This window comes from Longispora albida DSM 44784 (assembly GCF_000379825.1).
Lineage (GTDB): Bacteria > Actinomycetota > Actinomycetes > Mycobacteriales > Micromonosporaceae > Longispora > Longispora albida.
This window is the reverse complement of the sequence record NZ_KB903839.1, coordinates 30,460-47,986: the sequence shown is the minus strand read 5'-3', so window position 1 is coordinate 47,986 and position 17,527 is coordinate 30,460. Positions and strand designations below refer to the sequence as shown.

At 68.9% G+C, this 17,527-nt stretch carries 20 protein-coding genes and 1 pseudogene; 9 read left to right on the top strand and 12 right to left on the bottom strand.

The window, feature by feature from the left end; translation table 11 throughout:
• Nucleotides 1–2 precede the first annotated feature (2 nt).
• Nucleotides 3–887: a TIGR01777 family oxidoreductase gene (locus A3G1_RS0131455; RefSeq protein WP_018353480.1), complete on the top strand. Its 885-nt coding sequence runs from the start codon at nt 3–5 to the stop codon at nt 885–887.
• Nucleotides 888–931: 44 nt separating this feature from the next.
• Here A3G1_RS0131455 and A3G1_RS0131450 read toward each other — a convergent pair whose 3' ends face one another.
• Nucleotides 932–1,228: a hypothetical protein gene (locus tag A3G1_RS0131450; protein ID WP_157641542.1), complete on the bottom strand. Its 297-nt coding sequence runs from the start codon at nt 1,226–1,228 to the stop codon at nt 932–934.
• Between the two features lie 43 nt (nt 1,229–1,271).
• Here A3G1_RS0131450 and A3G1_RS0131445 point away from each other — a divergent pair, with 43 nt between their 5' ends.
• Complete coding sequence (locus A3G1_RS0131445) at nt 1,272–1,676, top strand: hypothetical protein (protein ID WP_018353478.1); 405 nt, start codon at nt 1,272–1,274, stop codon at nt 1,674–1,676.
• A 2-nt stretch (nt 1,677–1,678) separates the two neighbouring features.
• Entirely contained in the window at nt 1,679–2,263 is a 585-nt protein-coding gene (locus A3G1_RS0131440) for a class F sortase (protein WP_051110739.1), read from the top strand.
• Nucleotides 2,264–2,322: 59 nt separating this feature from the next.
• On the opposite strand, the gene A3G1_RS0131435 is transcribed toward A3G1_RS0131440, so the two are convergent.
• The 4 genes from A3G1_RS0131435 to A3G1_RS0131420 form a co-directional block, all read right to left on the bottom strand.
• Complete coding sequence (locus tag A3G1_RS0131435) at nt 2,323–2,940, bottom strand: DUF4352 domain-containing protein (RefSeq protein ID WP_157641541.1); 618 nt, start codon at nt 2,938–2,940, stop codon at nt 2,323–2,325.
• A gap of 123 nt (nt 2,941–3,063) precedes the next feature.
• The gene (locus A3G1_RS37790) at nt 3,064–4,110 is read right to left on the bottom strand and encodes an LLM class flavin-dependent oxidoreductase (RefSeq protein ID WP_085985756.1); all 1,047 of its coding nucleotides are present in this window, start codon (nt 4,108–4,110) and stop codon (nt 3,064–3,066) included.
• Nucleotides 4,100–4,492: an SCO5389 family protein gene (locus A3G1_RS0131425; protein ID WP_018353474.1), complete on the bottom strand. Its 393-nt coding sequence runs from the start codon at nt 4,490–4,492 to the stop codon at nt 4,100–4,102. Before A3G1_RS0131425 ends, A3G1_RS37790 begins: the two co-directional genes overlap by 11 nt.
• Before the next feature lie 9 nt (nt 4,493–4,501).
• A complete protein-coding gene (locus tag A3G1_RS0131420; protein WP_018353473.1) occupies nt 4,502–5,461 on the bottom strand; it encodes an ATP-binding protein in 960 nt (319 codons plus the stop codon).
• A gap of 488 nt (nt 5,462–5,949) precedes the next feature.
• Here A3G1_RS0131420 and A3G1_RS0131410 point away from each other — a divergent pair, with 488 nt between their 5' ends.
• Nucleotides 5,950–6,471 (top strand): GNAT family N-acetyltransferase, encoded by a 522-nt coding sequence (locus A3G1_RS0131410; protein WP_018353472.1) that lies wholly within the window; start codon nt 5,950–5,952, stop codon nt 6,469–6,471.
• Here A3G1_RS0131410 and A3G1_RS37785 read toward each other — a convergent pair.
• Nucleotides 6,458–7,096 (bottom strand): GNAT family N-acetyltransferase, encoded by a 639-nt coding sequence (locus A3G1_RS37785; protein WP_157641540.1) that lies wholly within the window; start codon nt 7,094–7,096, stop codon nt 6,458–6,460. The two genes, A3G1_RS0131410 and A3G1_RS37785, sit on opposite strands and share 14 nt — an antisense overlap.
• A 78-nt stretch (nt 7,097–7,174) precedes the next feature.
• On the opposite strand from A3G1_RS37785, the pseudogene lipB reads away from it, so the two are divergent.
• Nucleotides 7,175–7,828, top strand: a pseudogene (lipB, locus tag A3G1_RS0131400) (lipoyl(octanoyl) transferase LipB); the annotation flags it as partial.
• On the opposite strand, the gene A3G1_RS0131395 reads toward lipB, so the two are convergent.
• The gene (locus tag A3G1_RS0131395; RefSeq protein WP_018353469.1) at nt 7,825–8,967 is read right to left on the bottom strand and encodes a Fic family protein; all 1,143 of its coding nucleotides are present in this window, start codon (nt 8,965–8,967) and stop codon (nt 7,825–7,827) included. The pseudogene lipB and the gene A3G1_RS0131395 sit on opposite strands and share 4 nt — an antisense overlap.
• Before the next feature lie 65 nt (nt 8,968–9,032).
• Nucleotides 9,033–10,298 carry an aspartate--tRNA(Asn) ligase gene (gene aspS / locus A3G1_RS0131390; RefSeq protein ID WP_018353468.1) on the bottom strand — a complete coding sequence of 422 codons (1,266 nt, stop codon included), beginning with the start codon at nt 10,296–10,298 and terminating at the stop codon, nt 9,033–9,035.
• Nucleotides 10,299–10,565: 267 nt separating this feature from the next.
• Between aspS and lipA the strand changes: the two genes are divergently transcribed.
• A complete protein-coding gene (gene lipA / locus A3G1_RS0131385; protein WP_018353467.1) occupies nt 10,566–11,495 on the top strand; it encodes a lipoyl synthase in 930 nt (309 codons plus the stop codon).
• A gap of 133 nt (nt 11,496–11,628) precedes the next feature.
• On the opposite strand, the gene A3G1_RS0131380 is transcribed toward lipA, so the two are convergent.
• Nucleotides 11,629–12,219, bottom strand: coding sequence for a hypothetical protein (locus A3G1_RS0131380; RefSeq protein WP_018353466.1), 591 nt, complete (start codon nt 12,217–12,219; stop codon nt 11,629–11,631).
• 148 nt (nt 12,220–12,367) lie between these two features.
• Here A3G1_RS0131380 and A3G1_RS0131375 point away from each other — a divergent pair, with 148 nt between their 5' ends.
• Entirely contained in the window at nt 12,368–13,063 is a 696-nt protein-coding gene (locus A3G1_RS0131375; RefSeq protein WP_026212706.1) for a DUF4191 domain-containing protein, read from the top strand.
• A 73-nt stretch (nt 13,064–13,136) separates the two neighbouring features.
• Here the strand turns inward: A3G1_RS0131375 and A3G1_RS0131370 are convergent, their stop codons facing one another.
• The gene (locus tag A3G1_RS0131370; protein WP_018353464.1) at nt 13,137–14,306 is read right to left on the bottom strand and encodes an ALF repeat-containing protein; all 1,170 of its coding nucleotides are present in this window, start codon (nt 14,304–14,306) and stop codon (nt 13,137–13,139) included.
• Nucleotides 14,307–14,409: 103 nt separating this feature from the next.
• Nucleotides 14,410–14,766 carry an RDD family protein gene (locus tag A3G1_RS0131365; protein WP_018353463.1) on the bottom strand — a complete coding sequence of 119 codons (357 nt, stop codon included), beginning with the start codon at nt 14,764–14,766 and terminating at the stop codon, nt 14,410–14,412.
• Nucleotides 14,767–14,873: 107 nt separating this feature from the next.
• Between A3G1_RS0131365 and glnA the strand changes: the two genes are divergently transcribed.
• Nucleotides 14,874–16,298, top strand: coding sequence for a type I glutamate--ammonia ligase (gene glnA, locus A3G1_RS0131360; RefSeq protein WP_018353462.1), 1,425 nt, complete (start codon nt 14,874–14,876; stop codon nt 16,296–16,298).
• A 60-nt stretch (nt 16,299–16,358) separates the two neighbouring features.
• Here glnA and A3G1_RS0131355 read toward each other — a convergent pair whose 3' ends face one another.
• Complete coding sequence (locus A3G1_RS0131355; RefSeq protein ID WP_018353461.1) at nt 16,359–17,012, bottom strand: hypothetical protein; 654 nt, start codon at nt 17,010–17,012, stop codon at nt 16,359–16,361.
• A 138-nt stretch (nt 17,013–17,150) separates the two neighbouring features.
• On the opposite strand from A3G1_RS0131355, the gene cutA reads away from it, so the two are divergent.
• Nucleotides 17,151–17,489 (top strand): divalent-cation tolerance protein CutA, encoded by a 339-nt coding sequence (cutA, locus tag A3G1_RS0131350; RefSeq protein WP_018353460.1) that lies wholly within the window; start codon nt 17,151–17,153, stop codon nt 17,487–17,489.
• The last annotated feature ends 38 nt before the right edge of the window (nt 17,490–17,527 follow it).

Sequence of the window (17,527 nt, the reverse complement as noted above, 5' to 3'; positions counted from 1 at the left end):
CCATGCGGGTACTCATCTCCGGCGCGTCCGGTTTCCTCGGCTCAGCCCTCCACGCGCACCTGACCGGCGAGGGCCACGAGGTGCAGCGGCTGGTCCGCAGGCCAGCAGCAGGGCCGGACGAGCGCCGGTGGGACCCGTACGCCGAGGTGATCGACCTGGGCGAGCCCGAGGCGGTGATCAACGTGTCGGGGGCTGGCGTGGGCGACCGGCGCTGGACCGCCGGGTACAAGCGGATCATCACGGAGAGCCGGGTCAAGACGACGAGCGTGCTGGCCCACGCGATGGCGGCGGCACCCGTCAGGCCGCGTGTCCTGATCAACCAGTCGGCCGTCGGCTACTACGGCGACACCGGGGACCGGACGATCACCGAGGACGCCCCGCCCGGCGAGGGCTTCCTGCCCGGCGTGTGCCGCGCGTGGGAGGCAGCGACCCACCCGGCCGAGGACGCCGGGATCCGGGTCTGCCGCCTGCGTACCGGGCTGCCGCTGGCGGCCTCGGGCGGGCTGCTGCCCCGGATGCTGCCCGTCTTCAAGGCGGGGCTGGGCGGGCGGCTGGGGTCCGGACGGCAGTACATGCCGTGGATCTCGCTCGCCGACTGGCTGGGCGCCGTCAGCCACCTGCTCGCGGCCGAGGAGGTCAGCGGGCCGGTCAACATGACAGGGCCTGAGCCGGTGACGAACGCGGAGTTCACCAGGGCGCTGGGCTCCGCGCTGCACCGGCCGGCCGTGCTCGCCGTACCGGGCTTCGCGCTCCGGGTCGCGGTCGGGGAGCTGGCCGGGGACGCGCTGGGCGGGCAGCGGGCGATGCCGGTGGCGCTTGACTCATCCGGGTACACATTCATGCACAGCGACCTCAAAGAGGCCTTGACCTGGGCAATCTCTCACTGAGCAGTGTTCATCGTCACCGTGAAACAGCTTTCGTGTTTACACCTTCATTGCAGACACTGATGGCTACGTTCTTTCGGACGTTCACGGGGGAGTACCGATTTGAAGAAGCACACCCGCCCGGCCGTCTTGGCCGGGCTGACCGCCGCTGCCCTTGCCGCGTTCATCCAGGTCGGCCAGACGCCGGCCGGTGCGGAGAGCACGACGCCGTCGGGCCAGCCGACGCCGAGCAGCAGTGCCAGCACGAGCACCAGCCCGAAGCCGAGCCCGACCGGCAGCGCCACGACCGCGCCGACCCCGACGCCATCGGCCAGCACGTCCGCCTCGCCGACCCCGGAGCCCACCACCTCGACCCCACCGGACTACGCGCAGACTTCTGTCTTCCTGGTGGATGAGGAGATCAATCTGGTCACGAGTGCCGACAGGAGCCGTGAGTACGCGGTCGTCGCGCTGTGCGACATCCGGTACGGCAAGCCGACCGTCACCTCCGGCGCCCTGAACATCGAACCGCTGGTCCAGTACGGCACCCTCAAGGACTTCCCGAACGGGGCCCTCTACGTCGCCTCGGCCACCGTCAAGGACTCGGCCCCGAACGGCCCGGGCAGCGTACGGCTCCAGTGCGGCGAGACCTACAACACCGTCCGCTTCACCGTCACTGGCACCGCCTCGACCACCAAGCCGAAGCCGGTCGACAAGGACAAGGCCGTGAAGGTCGCTGGCGGGGCTGGCGGCTCGGCAGAGAAGCCGTCCGGCCGGATCGAGACCGGCGGCGGCGCGACCGCGCGGGGCTAGTGATGCGTACCCGAGTGCTGGTCATCGCGGCCCTGGCCGCCGTGACCCTCGCGGGATGCGGCCAGGCTGGCGCACCGGGAACGGCAGCGCCCAGCCCGGCCAAAAGCCAGGTGGCAGGAGGCGGGCAGCAGGTGGACGTCAAGTCCGGCCCGCCGGCCCGGGTCAGCATCCCGAAGATCGGGGCCGATTCGAGCCTGGTGCAGGTCGGGCTGAAGGCCGACGGGTCGATGGAGATCCCGCCGGCCGACCAGCCGATGCAGGCCGCCTGGTACAAGCAGAGCCCGATCCCCGGCAACAAGGGCCCGGCGATCATCGTCGGGCACGTGGACGGCAACTCCCAGCCGGGGATCTTCTTCCGGCTCAAGGAACTGGCCGCCGGAGACAAGGTCACCGTGACGGGTGCCGACGGCGGGACGACGTCCTTCGTGGTCACCAGGACCCAGCAGGTCAACAAGGACCAGGTGCCGGACGAGGTGTACAACGCCACCGCCGGCTCAGAACTCCGCCTGATCACCTGCGGCGGTTCTTTCGACCAGCAGGCAGGTAGCTACCGCGACAACATCATCGTGTACGCGAAAGCCGGCTAACGGCGCGCGTCACATTTCCGGCCCGGCAGTCCTTTCCAGGACTACCGGGCCGGAGTTCTTTACTGAAGCCGGATCTTCGCGCCCTTCGAGAATGACGAGTCGTGTACTTCGAGGGTCGCGAGTTTCGCGTCCTTCGGTATGTCGAACACGAGCAGGCCCGTCACCTGGTTACCCGGATTGATCTCGGTGATCCACACCTGGCTCCCGTCGGAGTTCGCGTAGAGCGTCGCCACGGAATCCGTCGAGTAGGTGACGTTGTTAGCGCCGTGCGCCTTCTGGTTCGAGTCGAACATCGTCTGCGGCTTGTCGCCCGCATTCTTCACCGTGATGGTGACCAGGCAGAACTGCCCCTGGGCTTTCTTGTTCAGGTACTGGCCGCCGACCTGGGCCGTGCCGCACCCGACCTTGGTGACGGTGAACTCGAACGTGCCGTCCCTGACCGCGACGCCGATCCCGGGGTCTGGAGCAGGGGCCGGAGCAGCTGGAGCGGCCTTGCTGGCGGCAGGCGTACTGCTGGCTGTGGATGTGACGGTGGTATCCGCCGTGGGGCCGGCGGAGTCCTTGTCCGCGCTCGTGAGGGCTGCGATCATGCCGCCGCCACAGCACAGCGCGAACACGACGCCCACGCCGAGGAGTACCCACAGAATTGTCTTGTTCTTTTTCTTCGGTACAGGCATGACTGGCTGCACGGGAACCGGTGGCGGCATCGAGAACTGAGGTTCGCTCATTCTTCTTCTCGGCTGTAGAAGGAATCGGGGATTCACGGCCGTGAAAGGGATAGTGCCGTCACGCACCGTACCTCAGAAATCGCGGGCCAGCGCATGGCCGAGTTTCTCTATGTTCGCGAGTACCGCTTCGGGCGAACCGGCACCTTCCACCATCAACAACTGGTGCGTGACCCTGGTTACCGCTGCCGATACCCGCAATTTCTCGGCGCATTCAGTCGGCGTTCCGACAGGGCTGACGGCGAGCAGCCGTTCCACATAGGAATCGAGATCGCGGCCCGAGCCCGGTACCAGCCGCACGTAGTCCTCAGTCGTCGCCAGCCACTCCCGCAACGGCCCCCGCAGCGCTCCTGGATCTCCGGCATGCGCGAGGTACGCGGCGGCGTGCGGCGCGTCTCCCGGCCCGCCACAGTCCCGGTAGTGATCGAGCAGGGCCAGGCGGGACTTGTCGTCCTCGTGTACCCCGAGCAGCAACGGCAGTCCGCGCGCGGCAGCGAGCGCCACGGTGCCGGGTGACGTGGCGGCGACCCAGACCGGCCCCGTGTACGGCGCGGGTACTGGGACCTCTCGGAACGAGAAGAACTCCCCCGCCGCGGCCACCGTGCCCGCCCGGGTCGCGAGCAGCAGGTCGAGCGCCTCGGCGAAGCCACGGGCGTAGCGGGCCAGCCCGGTACCGAACACTTCGAGGTCCACCCACGGCCCGCCCCGGGCGACGCCCAGCCGGAACCGTCCATCGTGGAGCGCTTCGAGCAGCCCGGCCTCCTCGGCCAGCGCGACCGGATGCCGGGTGGAGAGGACGCACGCCGCCGTACCCACGTGCAGGCTCGTGGCCCGCAGGATCTCCGCCGCCAGCACCAGCGGCGCGGCGATGCTCCCGTACCGGATGAAGTGATGCTCGGCCAGCCAGACGCCGCTGAATCCGCAGGCCTCTGCGGCCCGGGCGTAGGCCACGCAGTTCCGCAGGGCCTGCGGAACTGGGCCAGAAGAGGCCGGGGCCCCAGACGCAGAGGCACCGGACGACAGGGCGTGGGAGGGCGGGCAGCCACGCGGCTGCCCGCCCAGCAAGAACAGGTCAGTCCCGGGGCCTGGCCGGAGCCCCGGGGCTGGTAACTCAGCAGTCACGGAGCTCCGGCGACTGGTTCAGCAGCTGGCCGCGCGGGGAGATGAACGCCCGGTAGCGCTCACCGTCCACGGCGGACGGCCGGAAGGCCGCGACCCGGTGGCAGTTCTGGAAAGCGAGCTTCACGCCGAAGTGCCGCTCCAGCCCGCCACGGATGGCGTCCGAGGCCAGGGCTCGCAGGAGCTGGCCGCGCTCGGCCTCGCTCGGCGGCGGGACCTCGTGGTCGGCCATGTCGGCCCCGCCCAGCCCGAGGTCTGCGACGACGCCGCTGATCACTTCCCAGGCGTAGGGCAGCGAGCCGCGCACGCAGTCCACGAACTCGGCGTCGGTGACGGTGCCGGCCTCGGCGCGTTCCAGCAGGGCGCTGGGGACATCAAGGGACATCTGGTGCTCCTATCGTTCGTTGACGGTGAAACCCAGCACGAAGTCCGGGTCGATCTGGCCGGCCAGGTCCTCGCCGGTCTTGGCGTTGGCCCACGCACTCGCGTTGCGCAGGTGGAACTCCGCCGCCTGCCTGCTGTACGTCGGCCAGTCCTTCTCCGTGGTGTCCACGGCGTCCTTGAGCCGGGCGAGCACCGCCCGGTTGGCCCCCTCGAGCGCGTCGATCGGCTGCGGGTGGCCCCGCTCCGCCGACTTGACGTACCCGGAGCGGCCGAGCCAGCCGATCAGGGCGTCGCCGGCGTGCTCGCGGAGGAAGTCCACGTCGGAGGAGTCCTCCACCTTGTTGCCGACCACGTCGACCCGGACGCCGTACTCCGCGGCGTACCCGGCGTACTGCCGGTACACCCCGACGCTGCGCAGGGTCGGCTCGCAGACCAGGAAGGTCCGGTCGAAGCGGGTGAACAACCCCGAAGCGAACGAGTCGGCCCCAGCAGTCATATCGACCACGATATATTCCCCGGGCCCGTCAACCAAGTGATTGAGGACCAACTCGACCGCGCCAACTTTCGAGTGGTAGCAGGCGATCCCGAGATCCTCCGTCGCGAAGGGACCCGTGACCATGAGCCGCACGCCGCCGATCGGCCGGGCGAGCTGCTCGTAGACCGGGTTGTCCTCGCTGATCCGCAGCAGCCGGGAGCCACGGCCCGGCGGCGTGGTCTTCACCATCGCCGCCGCGGAGCTGATCCGCGGGTTGTCGCCGCGCAGGTACTCCTTGATCTCCGGCAGGGCGTCGCCCATCGCCGGCAGCAGAACGGCCTCGTCCTCACTCGCTCCGAGCGCTGCGGCGAGGTGCTGGTTGATGTCGGCGTCGACCGCGAGGACGGGCGCGCCAGTGCTGGCCAGATAGCGGGAGAAGAGGGCGGCGAGGGTGGTCTTGCCGCTCCCGCCCTTGCCCACGAAGGCAATCTTCATCGTGTACTCCGGAAGTGATACCCATTTTCAATAAGTAGTAACGCACCACCTCGCCAGCCGTCACGGGTTTCGGGTACTTGGTTCGGGCGGTGTTCGGAGGCGGTAAGCCCGGCCGAGCTTGGCCGCAAATGTACAAGCCATGCCTGCCTGGGTGGAATGGCGTGCAGTGCCGCGTTGCCCCTTGTTCACCCCTTGGCCTTGTTATATGGGTGTTATGCCGGTCTGACCTGGGCAGCAACCCGGCCGGAGTGATCACCGCCCAGCAACTGTGACGCAAGTCACTACGTCGACCCACGTTCCGGCCGGGGTGCCACACGACAGGAGTCCACTCCAGACCCGCCCGGCCGCCCTCCGCGCAGACGGGAAACCCTTACCCGTACTCCCCCACACCGAGTTCCACCGCGAGCCGCACAGCTGTCACCTGAAGGCCGAATGGGCTCGCGGCGGACGGCTCGCAGGCCGGCCTGGCACTGGCTAGCTTGGCCCGCATGCCTGAACTCATCCTGCCCACGACGGCACTGCACACCGCCTTCCTCGCCTGCCGCGACGACTGGGGCCCCGGCCTGCACGAGGACGGCTTCGGCCTCGGCCCCGACGACGATGTGGACTCACCGGCCGGCTTCGAGGCCTGGGTACACGCGCGGACCCGGCTCACCCACGCCGCCGGCGAGCCCTGCCCGGACGCCGAACACGGCTCGCCACGATGGATCGCCGAGAACGGCCAGGTACTCGGAGGCTTCGCGCTGCGGCACCACCACGACGAGATCCGCGGGCACATCGGCTACGGCATCCGGCCGTCCGCCCGCCGCAGGGGCCTGGCCCGCTGGGGGCTCGGCGAGACGCTGAACGAGGCCCGGGCGCTCGGGCTCGGCCGGGTCCTCCTCGTGTGCGCGGTGGACAACCTCGCCTCGGCCCGCACGATCGAGACCACCGGCGCGATCCTCGAAGGCGTCCGGGACACCCCGCTCGGCCCGACCAGGCGGTACTGGCTGGACCTCAGCCAGCGGTGACCTCTCTGGCACGGAAGGCCCCGGCGATCTCGCCGTGGTCCGCCCAGCCCAGCGAGCTGTAAAGTGCCCGGCCCTCGGCTGTGGCGGCGAGCAGGCCGGTGGTCAGGCCGTCACCAGCGGCCCAGTTGCCGAGCAGCGTCATGAGCGCGGCGCCCAGGCCACGCCGCCGGTGATCCGGGTGGGTCTCCACCTGGTCCGCGATGCCGAACTCGCCAGCCATGGCCAGCCGGGCCGAGCAGACGACGGCACCGCCCGGGTCCCTGGCCAGGGCCGTGAGCACCTGACCGCAGCGGACGAGCTCGGCGGCGTACGGGGCCGGAACCTGGGCCGCGCGCTCGGTGAACGGCACCGACATCAGGTAGCACGGGTCGTACATCGCCCAGGCGGGCCGGAGGGCTGCGCGGAGTTCCGGCGTGCCGCCGAAGACCTTGATCTCCGTACCGGCGGGTTCGCCGTCGAGGCGCGCCAGTATCGCCTCGTCGTGCTCGTCCAGCACATAGCGGACCAGGTTCTCCGGCTTGCCGGGTTCGATCCGGTAGCCACCGGCGATCGGGACGGGGGACTGCGCGTCACGGGACACGGCCCAGCCGTGAACCCAGCCTCGCCTCAGTTCTGCAAGATCCATTGCACCATCATGCGCGGTGGGCTACCGGGTGGTTAACGAGAGCCCGGAAGGCCCGGGAGGCGCCGAGCTAGGCTCGGTCGCGTGAGCCTTGAAGTGACCCGCGCCGGCACCATCGAGTACCTGGCGGCCTGGGAGCAGCAGCGTCAGATCCACGAGGCTGTCGCCTCCGGCAGCGCCCCGGACACCGTCCTGCTACTTGAGCACCCCAGCGTCTACACGGCAGGCAAGCGCACCGAGCCGTGGGACCGGCCGGTGGACGGCACGCCGGTCGTCGAGGTCGACCGGGGCGGCAAGATCACCTGGCACGGTCCGGGGCAGCTCGTCGGGTACCCGATCATGAAGCTCGACGACCGCCTGGACGTGATCGCCTACGTGCACCGGGTCGAGACCATGCTCATGACGGTCTTCGCCGAGTTCGGCGTGCCGACCTCGACCATCCACGAGAAGAAGGAACGGCGCGGCGCCGTCTGGGTGCTCCAGGACGAGCGCGGCCCCGACCGCAAGCTGGCCGCGATCGGCATCCGGGTCGCGCAGGGCGTGACCCAGCACGGCTTCTCGATCAACTGCAACCCGGACATGGCCGCGTTCGACAAGATCGTGCCGTGCGGCATTCGGGACGCCGGCGTGACCTCCCTCTCCTGGGAACTCGGCCGCGAGGTGACGATCGACGAGGTACTCCCGGTCGTCGAGAAACACCTCCACCTGCTCCTGCCCAGCCCCGCGACGGCCTAGCCCTCGTACGGGTCGAGGACGAACACCGGCTTGACCAGCGACTTGAGTTCGGCGGGCAGCTGAGGGCCAGCCTTGTAGTACCTTCCTCTGCCAGCTCCCACACCATCCAGCCAGCTGGCGCGGACCAGCGTGCGCAGGTCAGCCTGTGCCGCCTGCTCGCTGATACCGGCGTCGGCCTGGTAAGCCGCCCGATGTACCAGGCCGGTGACCTCGCCTTCGAGTTCGCCGTCCCTGATCGTCGGGAAGAGCGCGTAGGCGAACCGCTCGTCCCAGCCCTGCCTCCGGATGGCCTCCTCCAGCGCGAACCAGAGGTCCGACTGCGTCTTCACCCGGTTCCGGACCAGCTGAAGCTGCTGGTGATGGGCAGCGAGGACGTACCGGACCCACGGGCCAGCTTCCCTCTCGGGCGACCACACCCTGCCCCCTGTCCTCAGTGCGTCGTAGTAGTCGCGGGGGTGGTAGCCAATCCACTCCTCGATCGAGGAGAACTCCGGAGCCAGCAGGCCATCCCGGGCGATGAGCAAGGTGTGCAGTGCCCGGGACATCCGGCCGTTGCCGTCCCGCCAGGGATGGATGCTGACCAGATTGAGGTGGGCCATCGCCGCCCTGACCAGGGTCGGCGAGTCCAGATCGCCACCGTTCAGCCAGTCGATCAGTTCACTGATCAGCCCCGGAACCCGGTCGGCGTCCGGTGCCTCGTAAGCGATCTGGCCGCGCGCACCCCCACCCACCCAGACCCCAGTCGTACGCCACCAGCCGGATTCGGTGCGCGGGTGATGTCCAGCGATCATGTAGTGCATGCCGTTGAGCAGGCCGTCGCTGTATGCGAAATCCTGCGCGCCAGCTAGCCGCAGCACCCAGCTCAGGGCCTGCCGGTAGCCCTCGGCCTCCCGCAGGTTCGCCTTGGTGCTGTCCAGCGGCTCACCGCCAGCGATCATGCTCTCCACATCCGCGACCGAGGTCTGATACCCCTCGATCATGATGGAGGCCTGGATGTTCCGGGCGAAAAGTTCCCGGCGCAGCGAGCCGGACCAGGTCCGGGTCGGCCGGACCATCGGCTGGAGCAGTTCGCTCATGGTGGTGATCTCGTCCAGCACCCGCCGGTCGTCCGATGTGAGCTGGGGCGTGGCATACAGCATAAAGGGAAGTAAACCATAAAGGTTTGCCCCTCGCCCCTTGCGAGGAGAGGCGACGGGCAAGGTCGCTACGGCGTCAGGCGGTGCAGGTCTCGGGGGAACAGCGTGACCTCGCGGATGTTGCCGGCTCCGATGAGCTGCATGACGAACCGCTCCAGCCCGATCGCGAACCCGCCGTGCGGCGGCACCCCGTGCCGGAACACGTCGAGGTAGCTCTCGTACGGGCCGATCGGCAGCCCCCGCTCGGCGAGCGTGGCCACATAGTCGGTGTACCGGTGCAGCCGCTGCGCCCCGCTCACCAGCTCCAGCCCGCGGAACAGCAGGTCGAAGCCCCGGGAGTACGGGGCATGGCCCGGCTCGGGGTGGGTGTAGAAGGCGCGTTCGAGGGTCGGGTACCCCTCGACGTACACGAACTCCGAGCCGTGTTCCGCCCGCGCCCACTCCGCCACCGCCCGCTCGTCGGCCGGGGCGAGGTCCTTCTCCGCCGGGTCCGCGCCAGCGATCTTCAGCGCCTCGGCGAAGTGCACGACCGGGATCTCGGCCGGTACGGCTGGCAGCTCGATCCCGAGCTTGGCGGCAGCCGGTGCGGTTTCGGCGACCATGCCGGCGACGACGTCGCGGAGCACCCGCATCACGTCGTGGTGGTTCTCGATGAAGCCCAGCTCGACGTCGAGGGACACGTACTCGGCCAGGTGCCGCGACGTGTCGTGCGGCTCGGCCCGGAACACCGGCCCGATCTCGTACACCCGCTCGAAGACCCCGACCATCGCCTGCTTGTAGAACTGCGGTGACTGCGCGAGATACGCCTTACGCCCGAAGTAGTCGACGCCGAAAACGCTCGCGCCGGACTCGGTGGCCGCCTCGACGATCTTCGGCGTGCAGACCTCCGTGAAGCCCTGCGCGTCGAGCACGGCCCGGAAACCGCGGATCGCCGCCGCCGAAAGTTCAAAAACAGGTTTGCGCGTACTGTGACGCAGCGTGACGAACGCGTGGTCGAGGAGCGTCGGCAGAGTCGCCGACAACTCCGGCCGGTGCAGCTCGACCGGCAGCTCGCGCACCGGCTCGCCGAGCAGTTCGACGACGGGGCTGGTCAGCTCGACACCGCCCGGAGCCTGAGGGTTGGCCGTCACCGTGCCGGTCACGGAGACCACGGTCTCCTCGCCGAATCCCTCGAGCTCCGCCGCCGACGGCACGACCACCTGGGCCAGGCCGGCCCGGTCGCGCACGATCAGGAAAGCGACTGTTTTCAGTAGCCGGCGGCGATGCGCCCAGCCGGCGATCTGCACTCTCTCGCCGACGTGGGCGGCGAGTTCCGAACTGAGTACGCGTTTCATGACACCTCCTGTGGGAACTACTCCCCGGAGGTGTGGGCGATGGGGCCTGTCGCGGTGCCACCACACCTTCGCCGGCGTGACGCCAGCCTCGGCGGCTCGTGTCGTGAGCCGGACGGCAGGGCCAGAGGCGTTCGTCAGGCGCTGGCACCCTGTCGAACAGAGAGTAACGAACGGACGCCGAGTGTTGTCAAGGACATATGACACGCGCTGGTGAGCCCGGTTACAGCGCTGTTCAGACGGGGTTCCGCCGGGCGTAGGCTGTCGAGCGTGACCGTGGTGAGCCCTGAGGGACGACGCCTGCTGAGGGTCGAGGCCCGTAACGCCGAGACCCCGATCGAGCGCAAGCCCCCCTGGATCAAGATCAAAGCGAAGATGGGTCCTGAGTACACCCAGATTCGCAACCTCGTCACGCGCGAGGGCCTGCACACCGTGTGCCAGGAGGCCGGCTGTCCCAACATCTACGAATGCTGGGAAGACCGCGAAGCCACCTTCCTGATCGGTGGCGACCAGTGCACCCGGCGCTGTGACTTCTGCCAGATCGACACCGGCAAGCCAGCCGACTTCGACGCCGACGAGCCCCGCAGGGTCGCCGAGTCCGTCGCCCAGATGGAGCTGAAGTACGCGACCATCACCGGCGTGGCCCGCGACGACCTGCCCGACGGCGGCGCCTGGCTGTACGCGGAGACGGTGCGCCAGATCCACCAGCTCGTGCCGGGCTGCGGTGTCGAGCTGCTCATCCCCGACTTCAACGCGAAGCCCGAGCAGCTGGCCGAGGTGTTCGACAGCCGTCCGGAGGTGCTCGCGCACAACGTCGAGACCGTGCCCAGGATCTTCAAGCGGATCCGGCCGGCCTTCCGGTACGAGCGCTCCCTCGAGGTGATCACCAGGGCCCGCGAGGCCGGGCTGGTCACCAAGTCCAACTTCATCCTCGGGATGGGCGAGGAGCGCGAGGAGGTCTCCCAGGCGCTCAAGGACCTGGTGGACGCCGGCTGCGAGCTGATCACCATCACGCAGTACCTGCGGCCGTCGCCGAAGCACCACCCGGTCAGCCGGTGGGTGAAGCCGGAGGAGTTCATCGAGCTCCAGGCCGAGGCCGAGGAGCTGGGTTTCTCCGGCGTCATGTCCGGCCCGCTGGTCCGGTCGAGCTACCGGGCAGGCCGCCTCTACAAGCAGGCTTTGGACGCAAGGACCCGCTGAGAACGACGATGCGCGAGTGGGAAGGCCGTCTGCATACAACACCGGTATGCAGACGGCCTTCCGCCTTCGCATCCCCGCCCTCAGCGGGCCACTTCAGGCTAGATCAAAGTCAAGTTCTCAAGATCCAAACCATTCAGCGGTACTCATACTTGGGGCCGGTGAAGGCTCCTACGGCGCAGAAGAGCCAGCCCAGGGCCGGGAGGAACGCCGAGGGGTACGGGCCGGCCGCTGCGCCCTCGTAGAGGCTGACGACGCCGAGTGCCGAGGTGAGGCCGTAGCCCAGCAGCATGAGCCCGCCGACGATGCGCAGCGCGAGCCCCTTGAGGAACGCGAAGCCGAGCATCGAGAGGAAGACGACGAAGCACACGCCGACGAGCACACCCATCGCCGCCCCGCCGTTCTCGGCGGCCTGGCCCTCACCGGACATCGCCGCCACGATGCCGGCCCCGAGTACGCCGAGGGTGCCGGCCCCGCATGTGGCGAGCGCGCCGAACGCGAAGTGCAGCCAGCGGAAGACGCCTGAGTCGAGGTTCGCCGCGAACGCCAGCAGCCCGCCGAAGATCAGCGACGGGTACGCGAGGAAGAGAACATAGGACTCGCCGAAGCTGTGCGGGCCGGTGTCGGCGACGCCGGTCGCGATCTCGTACAGCCAGGTGTCCTTCTGCCACGGCAGGATCAGCAGGCCGAGGACGACCAGGGCCACCCCGGCGATCGGCAGGGTCACGCTCGCGCTGGCCCGGGAGTACCGGCGGGGCTGGTAAACCGGATATTGCGGTGGATAACCATACGGTGGGGGCGCCATGTTCACGCCGGTGACTGTAGTGGCTGCGGGCCAGCGCGCCCGGCTACTGATCGGCAACTAGACTCAGCGTATGGCCAAGGCCCAGCAGCCCGAAAAAGTAAAGCTCCGTGACCGTCTGAAGCAGATTCGGATGGTCTTCGCGTTCACCGCGAAACGGGACCGCATGTTCGTACCCCTCGTCGCCCTGGCGGTCCTCGTGCCGCTGGTTCTCGTGGGGCTGGTGGTGTGGCTGACCGACTCCTGGCTCTGGATCCCGGCAGGCGTCCTGCTCGCCCTGCTCGGCGTGATGATCGTGCTGAACCTGCGCTCGAACACCGCCATGATGGCCGAGGCTGAGAACCAGCCGGGTGCCGCGGCCTCCATCCTGGAGATGCTGCGCGGCGACTGGCGGGTCACCCCGGCCGTGCAGCTCACCACGCAGAACGACTTCGTGCACCGTGTCATCGGCCGCCCGGGCGTGATCCTGGTCGGCGAGGGCGCGCCAGCCCGGGCGCGTAGCCTGCTGGCGCAGGAGAAGAAGAAGCTCAGCAAGGTGGTCGGCACCTCGACCCCGATCTACGACTTCATGATCGGTAACGGCGAGGGCGAGATGCCGATCCGCAAGCTGCGGATGGCCGTCATGAAGCTGCCGCGCAACATCACCGGCAAGCAGGTCAACGCCCTGGAGACCCGCCTGACCGCGCTCAGCGCCGGCCGTCCCCAGATGCCCAAGGGCCCGATCCCGAAGAACCTGCGCCCGCCGCGCGGCGCGATGCGCGGCCGGTAAACAGGAACAGACAAGTGAGGGCCTCCCGCCGATGGATTCGGCGGGAGGCCCTTTTTCGTGTACTGGCCCGGCGTCAGGCTGAGCGGCGGCGCCGGGTGGCGACGAGCAGGCCGACGCCGGCGGCGAGGGTCAGCGCGCCGGTTCCGGCGATGCTCACAGCGTCTACACCGGTCTTGGCCAGCTCCCGGGCAGGCTGGGCTTCCTTGGCCGGTGTGGTGTTCTTGGCAGGCTCGGGCGGGGCGGGCTTCCGGGTGGGCTCGGTGACGACCGGGGCCGGGGCGGGTGTGGGCGGCTTCCAGCCTGCGGCCTTGTCGCGCTTGCGGGCCTCGTGCTGGCCCTCGCGGAGGAAGACGACGTACGCCCGGTCGGTGTCCTCGTCGAGCGCCTTCTGCGCTGCCGTCCGGACCTCCGGGCCGCCTGCGGCCAGGACCCTGTTGACCTGGATCCGGTGGTACCTCTCCACGTAGGCGCGGATCGTCCCCGTGCCGCCAGCCAGCGCCTGCTCAGCGCTCGCGCGCATGGCGGGCTCGGCCTTGACCAGCTCGGCGATCTCGGCGCGGTCGTCCTTCTCCCGGGCGACGTGCTGGCCAGTGGCCACGTACTCCCGGAGGGCGGCAGCGTCGTCGGCGCTGTTCAGGGCCGCGTTGGCGGCCTTGACGACCTCGGGGCCGCCCCAGGACAGCGTCCGGGCCGTCGCGATCCGGTCGTCCTGCACCTTGAGTCTCGGCAGCATCGTGGTGACGAACGAGCGCAGCGCGGCCCAGTCACCGGTGTCGAGGACCTTCTGCCCCTCCCGCTTCAGGGTGTCGCTGCCGGCGGCCATCGCCGCGCGGATGGTCTCGCGGTCGTCAAGTTCGCGGGCGACGTGCTGGCCGGTCTCCAGGAACTCGCGGATGTCCTTCGCCGTACCGAGCATCGCCTTCTGGGCTGCGGCCCGGACGTGTGGCCCGCCGACGGAGGAGATCTGTGCGGTCAGGAGCGCGTCGTCGAGTTCCTGGGCGGCGGGCAGGCCGGTTTCCAGGAAGGCTGCGATGTCGGTGTCGGTACCGGACAGGGCTTTCGCCGCCGCTGCGCGGATGCTGGGTGTGCCGGTCTCGCTGAGGATCTGGACGCGCTGCCGGTCCTCTGCCGGGCCGGCGTAGACCGGGCTCGCCGGGCCGCCGAGGAACACGGCGGCGATCAGTAAACCGGTGAGTGATCCGGCCAGCGCGGTACGGCGCCTGCCTGTTCTGTGGTGTGTCATTCCCCCGCCTTGGTTCGCACCCCGGCACGGACGACGGGGCGCGGGGAGGCTATCAGGGGCTCTGAGCTGGGAGAACGTACAGGATGGTCTGGTTAGATCCTGGTCACTCGGAGGGCTTGACCCGGGTCACGACGGAGCCGGACCAGCGGTCGTGCCAGCCCCGGCCATAGGAGTCCATCACGATCGCGGGGACGAGGAGGGCGAGGAGGACGCCGCGGAACGCCGCCCTGGGGATCCCGAGCGGGCCGCCGGTGTCGGCGTTGACACACCGGATGCCGATCAGCCGCATCCCCGGAGTCTGGGCGTAGAGTCCGACGAAGAAGGCATACACGGCGACGAGGACAGCAAGTGCCCACGTGCCCATCCAGCCTGGCTCGCTCAGCGGCCAGACGATCAGCATGCAGAGCAGCCAGTCGACGAGCAGGGCGCCGAAGCGCTGGTTGAGGGATGCGAGCTCCATGTCTGCGCAGCGTACCGGGCGTAACATCCTCGAAACATCCGGGACATGGCCGGGCAACGAGCCGGCCGTAACCTCGTCGTCAGCCAGCCCCACGAAGGAGTAACGACGTGTTCACGAACCCGGAAGAGTTCCTGAGGTACCTCAAGGACGAGGACGTCAAGTTTGTCGACGTCCGTTTCTGCGACCTTCCTGGCACCATGCAGCACTTCAATGTTCCGGTCGACTCGTTCGACGAGAGCGTTTTCACCGACGGCCTGGCCTTCGACGGTTCCTCGGTGCGGGGCTTCCAGTCGATCCACGAGTCGGACATGCTGCTGCTGCCGGACGTGACCACCGCGTTCATCGACACGTTCCGGGCGCAGAAGACCGTCGCGCTCAACTTCTTCGTGCACGACCCGTTCACCCGCGAGGCCTACAGCCGCGACCCGCGTAACGTCGCGAAGAAGGCCGAGGCGTACCTGGCCTCCTCCGGCATCGCCGACACCGCCTTCTTCGGCGCCGAGGCCGAGTTCTACATCTTCGACTCGATCCGGCACGACACGAACGCGCACTCCGGCTACTACTTCATCGACGCCGAGGAAGGCGCGTGGAACTCGGGCCGCGAGGAGCCGGGCGGCAACAAGGGCTACAAGACCAAGTACAAGGGCGGCTACTTCCCGGTGCCGCCGGTCGACCACCAGGCCGACCTGCGTGACCAGATGTCGTCGAACCTGATCGACGCCGGCTTCACCATCGAGCGGGCGCACCACGAGGTCGGCACCGGCGGCCAGGCCGAGATCAACTACAGGTTCTCGACGCTGCTGGCTTCCGGCGACCAGGTGCAGCTGTTCAAGTACATCATCAAGAACACCGCGTGGCAGGCCGGCAAGTCGGTGACCTTCATGCCGAAGCCGCTGTTCGGTGACAACGGTTCCGGCATGCACACCCACCAGAGCCTGTGGCTGGGCGGCGAGCCGCTGTTCTACGACGAGGCGGGCTACGGCGGCCTGTCGGACCTGGCCCGCTGGTACATCGGCGGCCTGCTGCACCACGCGCCCTCGCTGCTCGCCTTCACCAACCCGACCATCAACTCGTTCCGGCGCCTGGTGCCCGGCTACGAGGCCCCGGTCAACCTGGTCTACTCGCAGCGCAACCGCTCCGCCTGCACCCGGATCCCGGTGACCGGCTCGAACCCGAAGGCCAAGCGCGTCGAGTTCCGCGTGCCGGACCCGTCGGCGAACCCGTACCTGGCCTTCGCCGCGATGATGATGGCCGGCCTGGACGGCATCAAGAACAAGATCGAGCCGCCGGCCCCGATCGACAAGGACCTCTACGAGCTGCCGCCGGAGGAGCACGCGCAGGTCAAGCAGGTCCCGGGCTCGCTGGACGAGGTGCTGGCCGCGCTGGAGGCCGACCACGACTACCTGCTCGAGGGTGGCGTGTTCACCCCCGACCTGATCGAGACGTGGATCAGCTACAAGCGGACCAACGAGATCGACCCGGTCCGGCTCCGCCCGACCCCGCACGAGTTCTCGATGTACTACGACTGCTAGGCGATAGCTGAGGAAAGGCCCGGTCCCGTGAGTGAGGGATCGGGCCTTTCCTGTGGGGTGCTACCAGGCGAGGCGGGCTTCGCAGATGGCTCGGTCTTCGGGGTCCGCGACGAGGGCTGTCAGGCGTTCCGCTTCGGCACGCAGGGCCGCGGCGTCGCGGTCGCCGCCCAGGGCGGCCAGGCGGGCCAGGCCTTCGGCGGCGAACGCCCTGTCCCAGTCGGCGAACGCCGCCGGGGACGCCTCGATCAGATCGGCGTACCTGTGGAGGTGCTCGGCGGCCAGGTCGAGCCGCCCGACGGCCGCCGCGACGCAGCCGATCGTGTACTCGCCGCGGCCGTGGTTGGCCACGTTCCCCGCCTGGAGCCAGTGGTACGTGGAGGCGTAGGCCGCGTACAGGGTCTGGGTCTTCTCCGAGTCGGGCGTCAGCGGGCCGAGGCCGTTGTCGAGCAGGTCCCACACGGCGTTGTTCAGCTCGACGGCGAACCAGCGGTTGAGGTCCTTCCCGCCGGACTGCTCGGTGACGGCCGCGGCGACGAGTGACCGCCAGCCGTCGTACCCGGCCTCGACGGCGATCACCTGCTGGGCCTCGCGGAGCGCGATGGTCTCGCGGGCGTGTGGCAGGACGGCGCGGACGCGGGTGGTGTCCGCGGGGTTGCCGCCGTTGTAGGAGCGGCGGAGTTCTTTGGACTGGGAGCGCAGCTGGCCCAGGTTCATGAGTGGATCCTCCGTGGTGATGGAAAATCCAGGGGCACACAGTGCTTGCCGCGAGCTGGGAGGCGTCCTGGTACGCGCTGCCGGTAACGCTACCCGATAATCTGTCGGCCCCGCCCCTCGACTAGGAGGTTCCGGCAAGTGGCTCTCGAATTCGTCCAGGTTTCGACCACGGTGGCAAACCAGCAGGCCGCGGCGGAACTGGCGCGCAGCGCGGTACAGGCGAGGCTGGCTGCCTGTGCGCAGATCGCCGGGCCGATCACGAGCGTGTACTGGTGGCTGGACAGCGTCGAGTCGGCTCCCGAGTACGTGATCTGGTTCAAGACCACTGTGGAGCGTTACCCGGAGCTGGAAGAGCACATCAGGACCGGGCACACGTACGACGTGCCGGAGGTCATCTGCACCCCGATCATCGCCGGGAACGACGAGTACCTGTCGTGGATCCGGGACGAGGCCGTTCCCGGGAAAGACGACGAGTAGATACTGCCGGTGGCCCGGCCGGGTTGGCTGTTAGATTG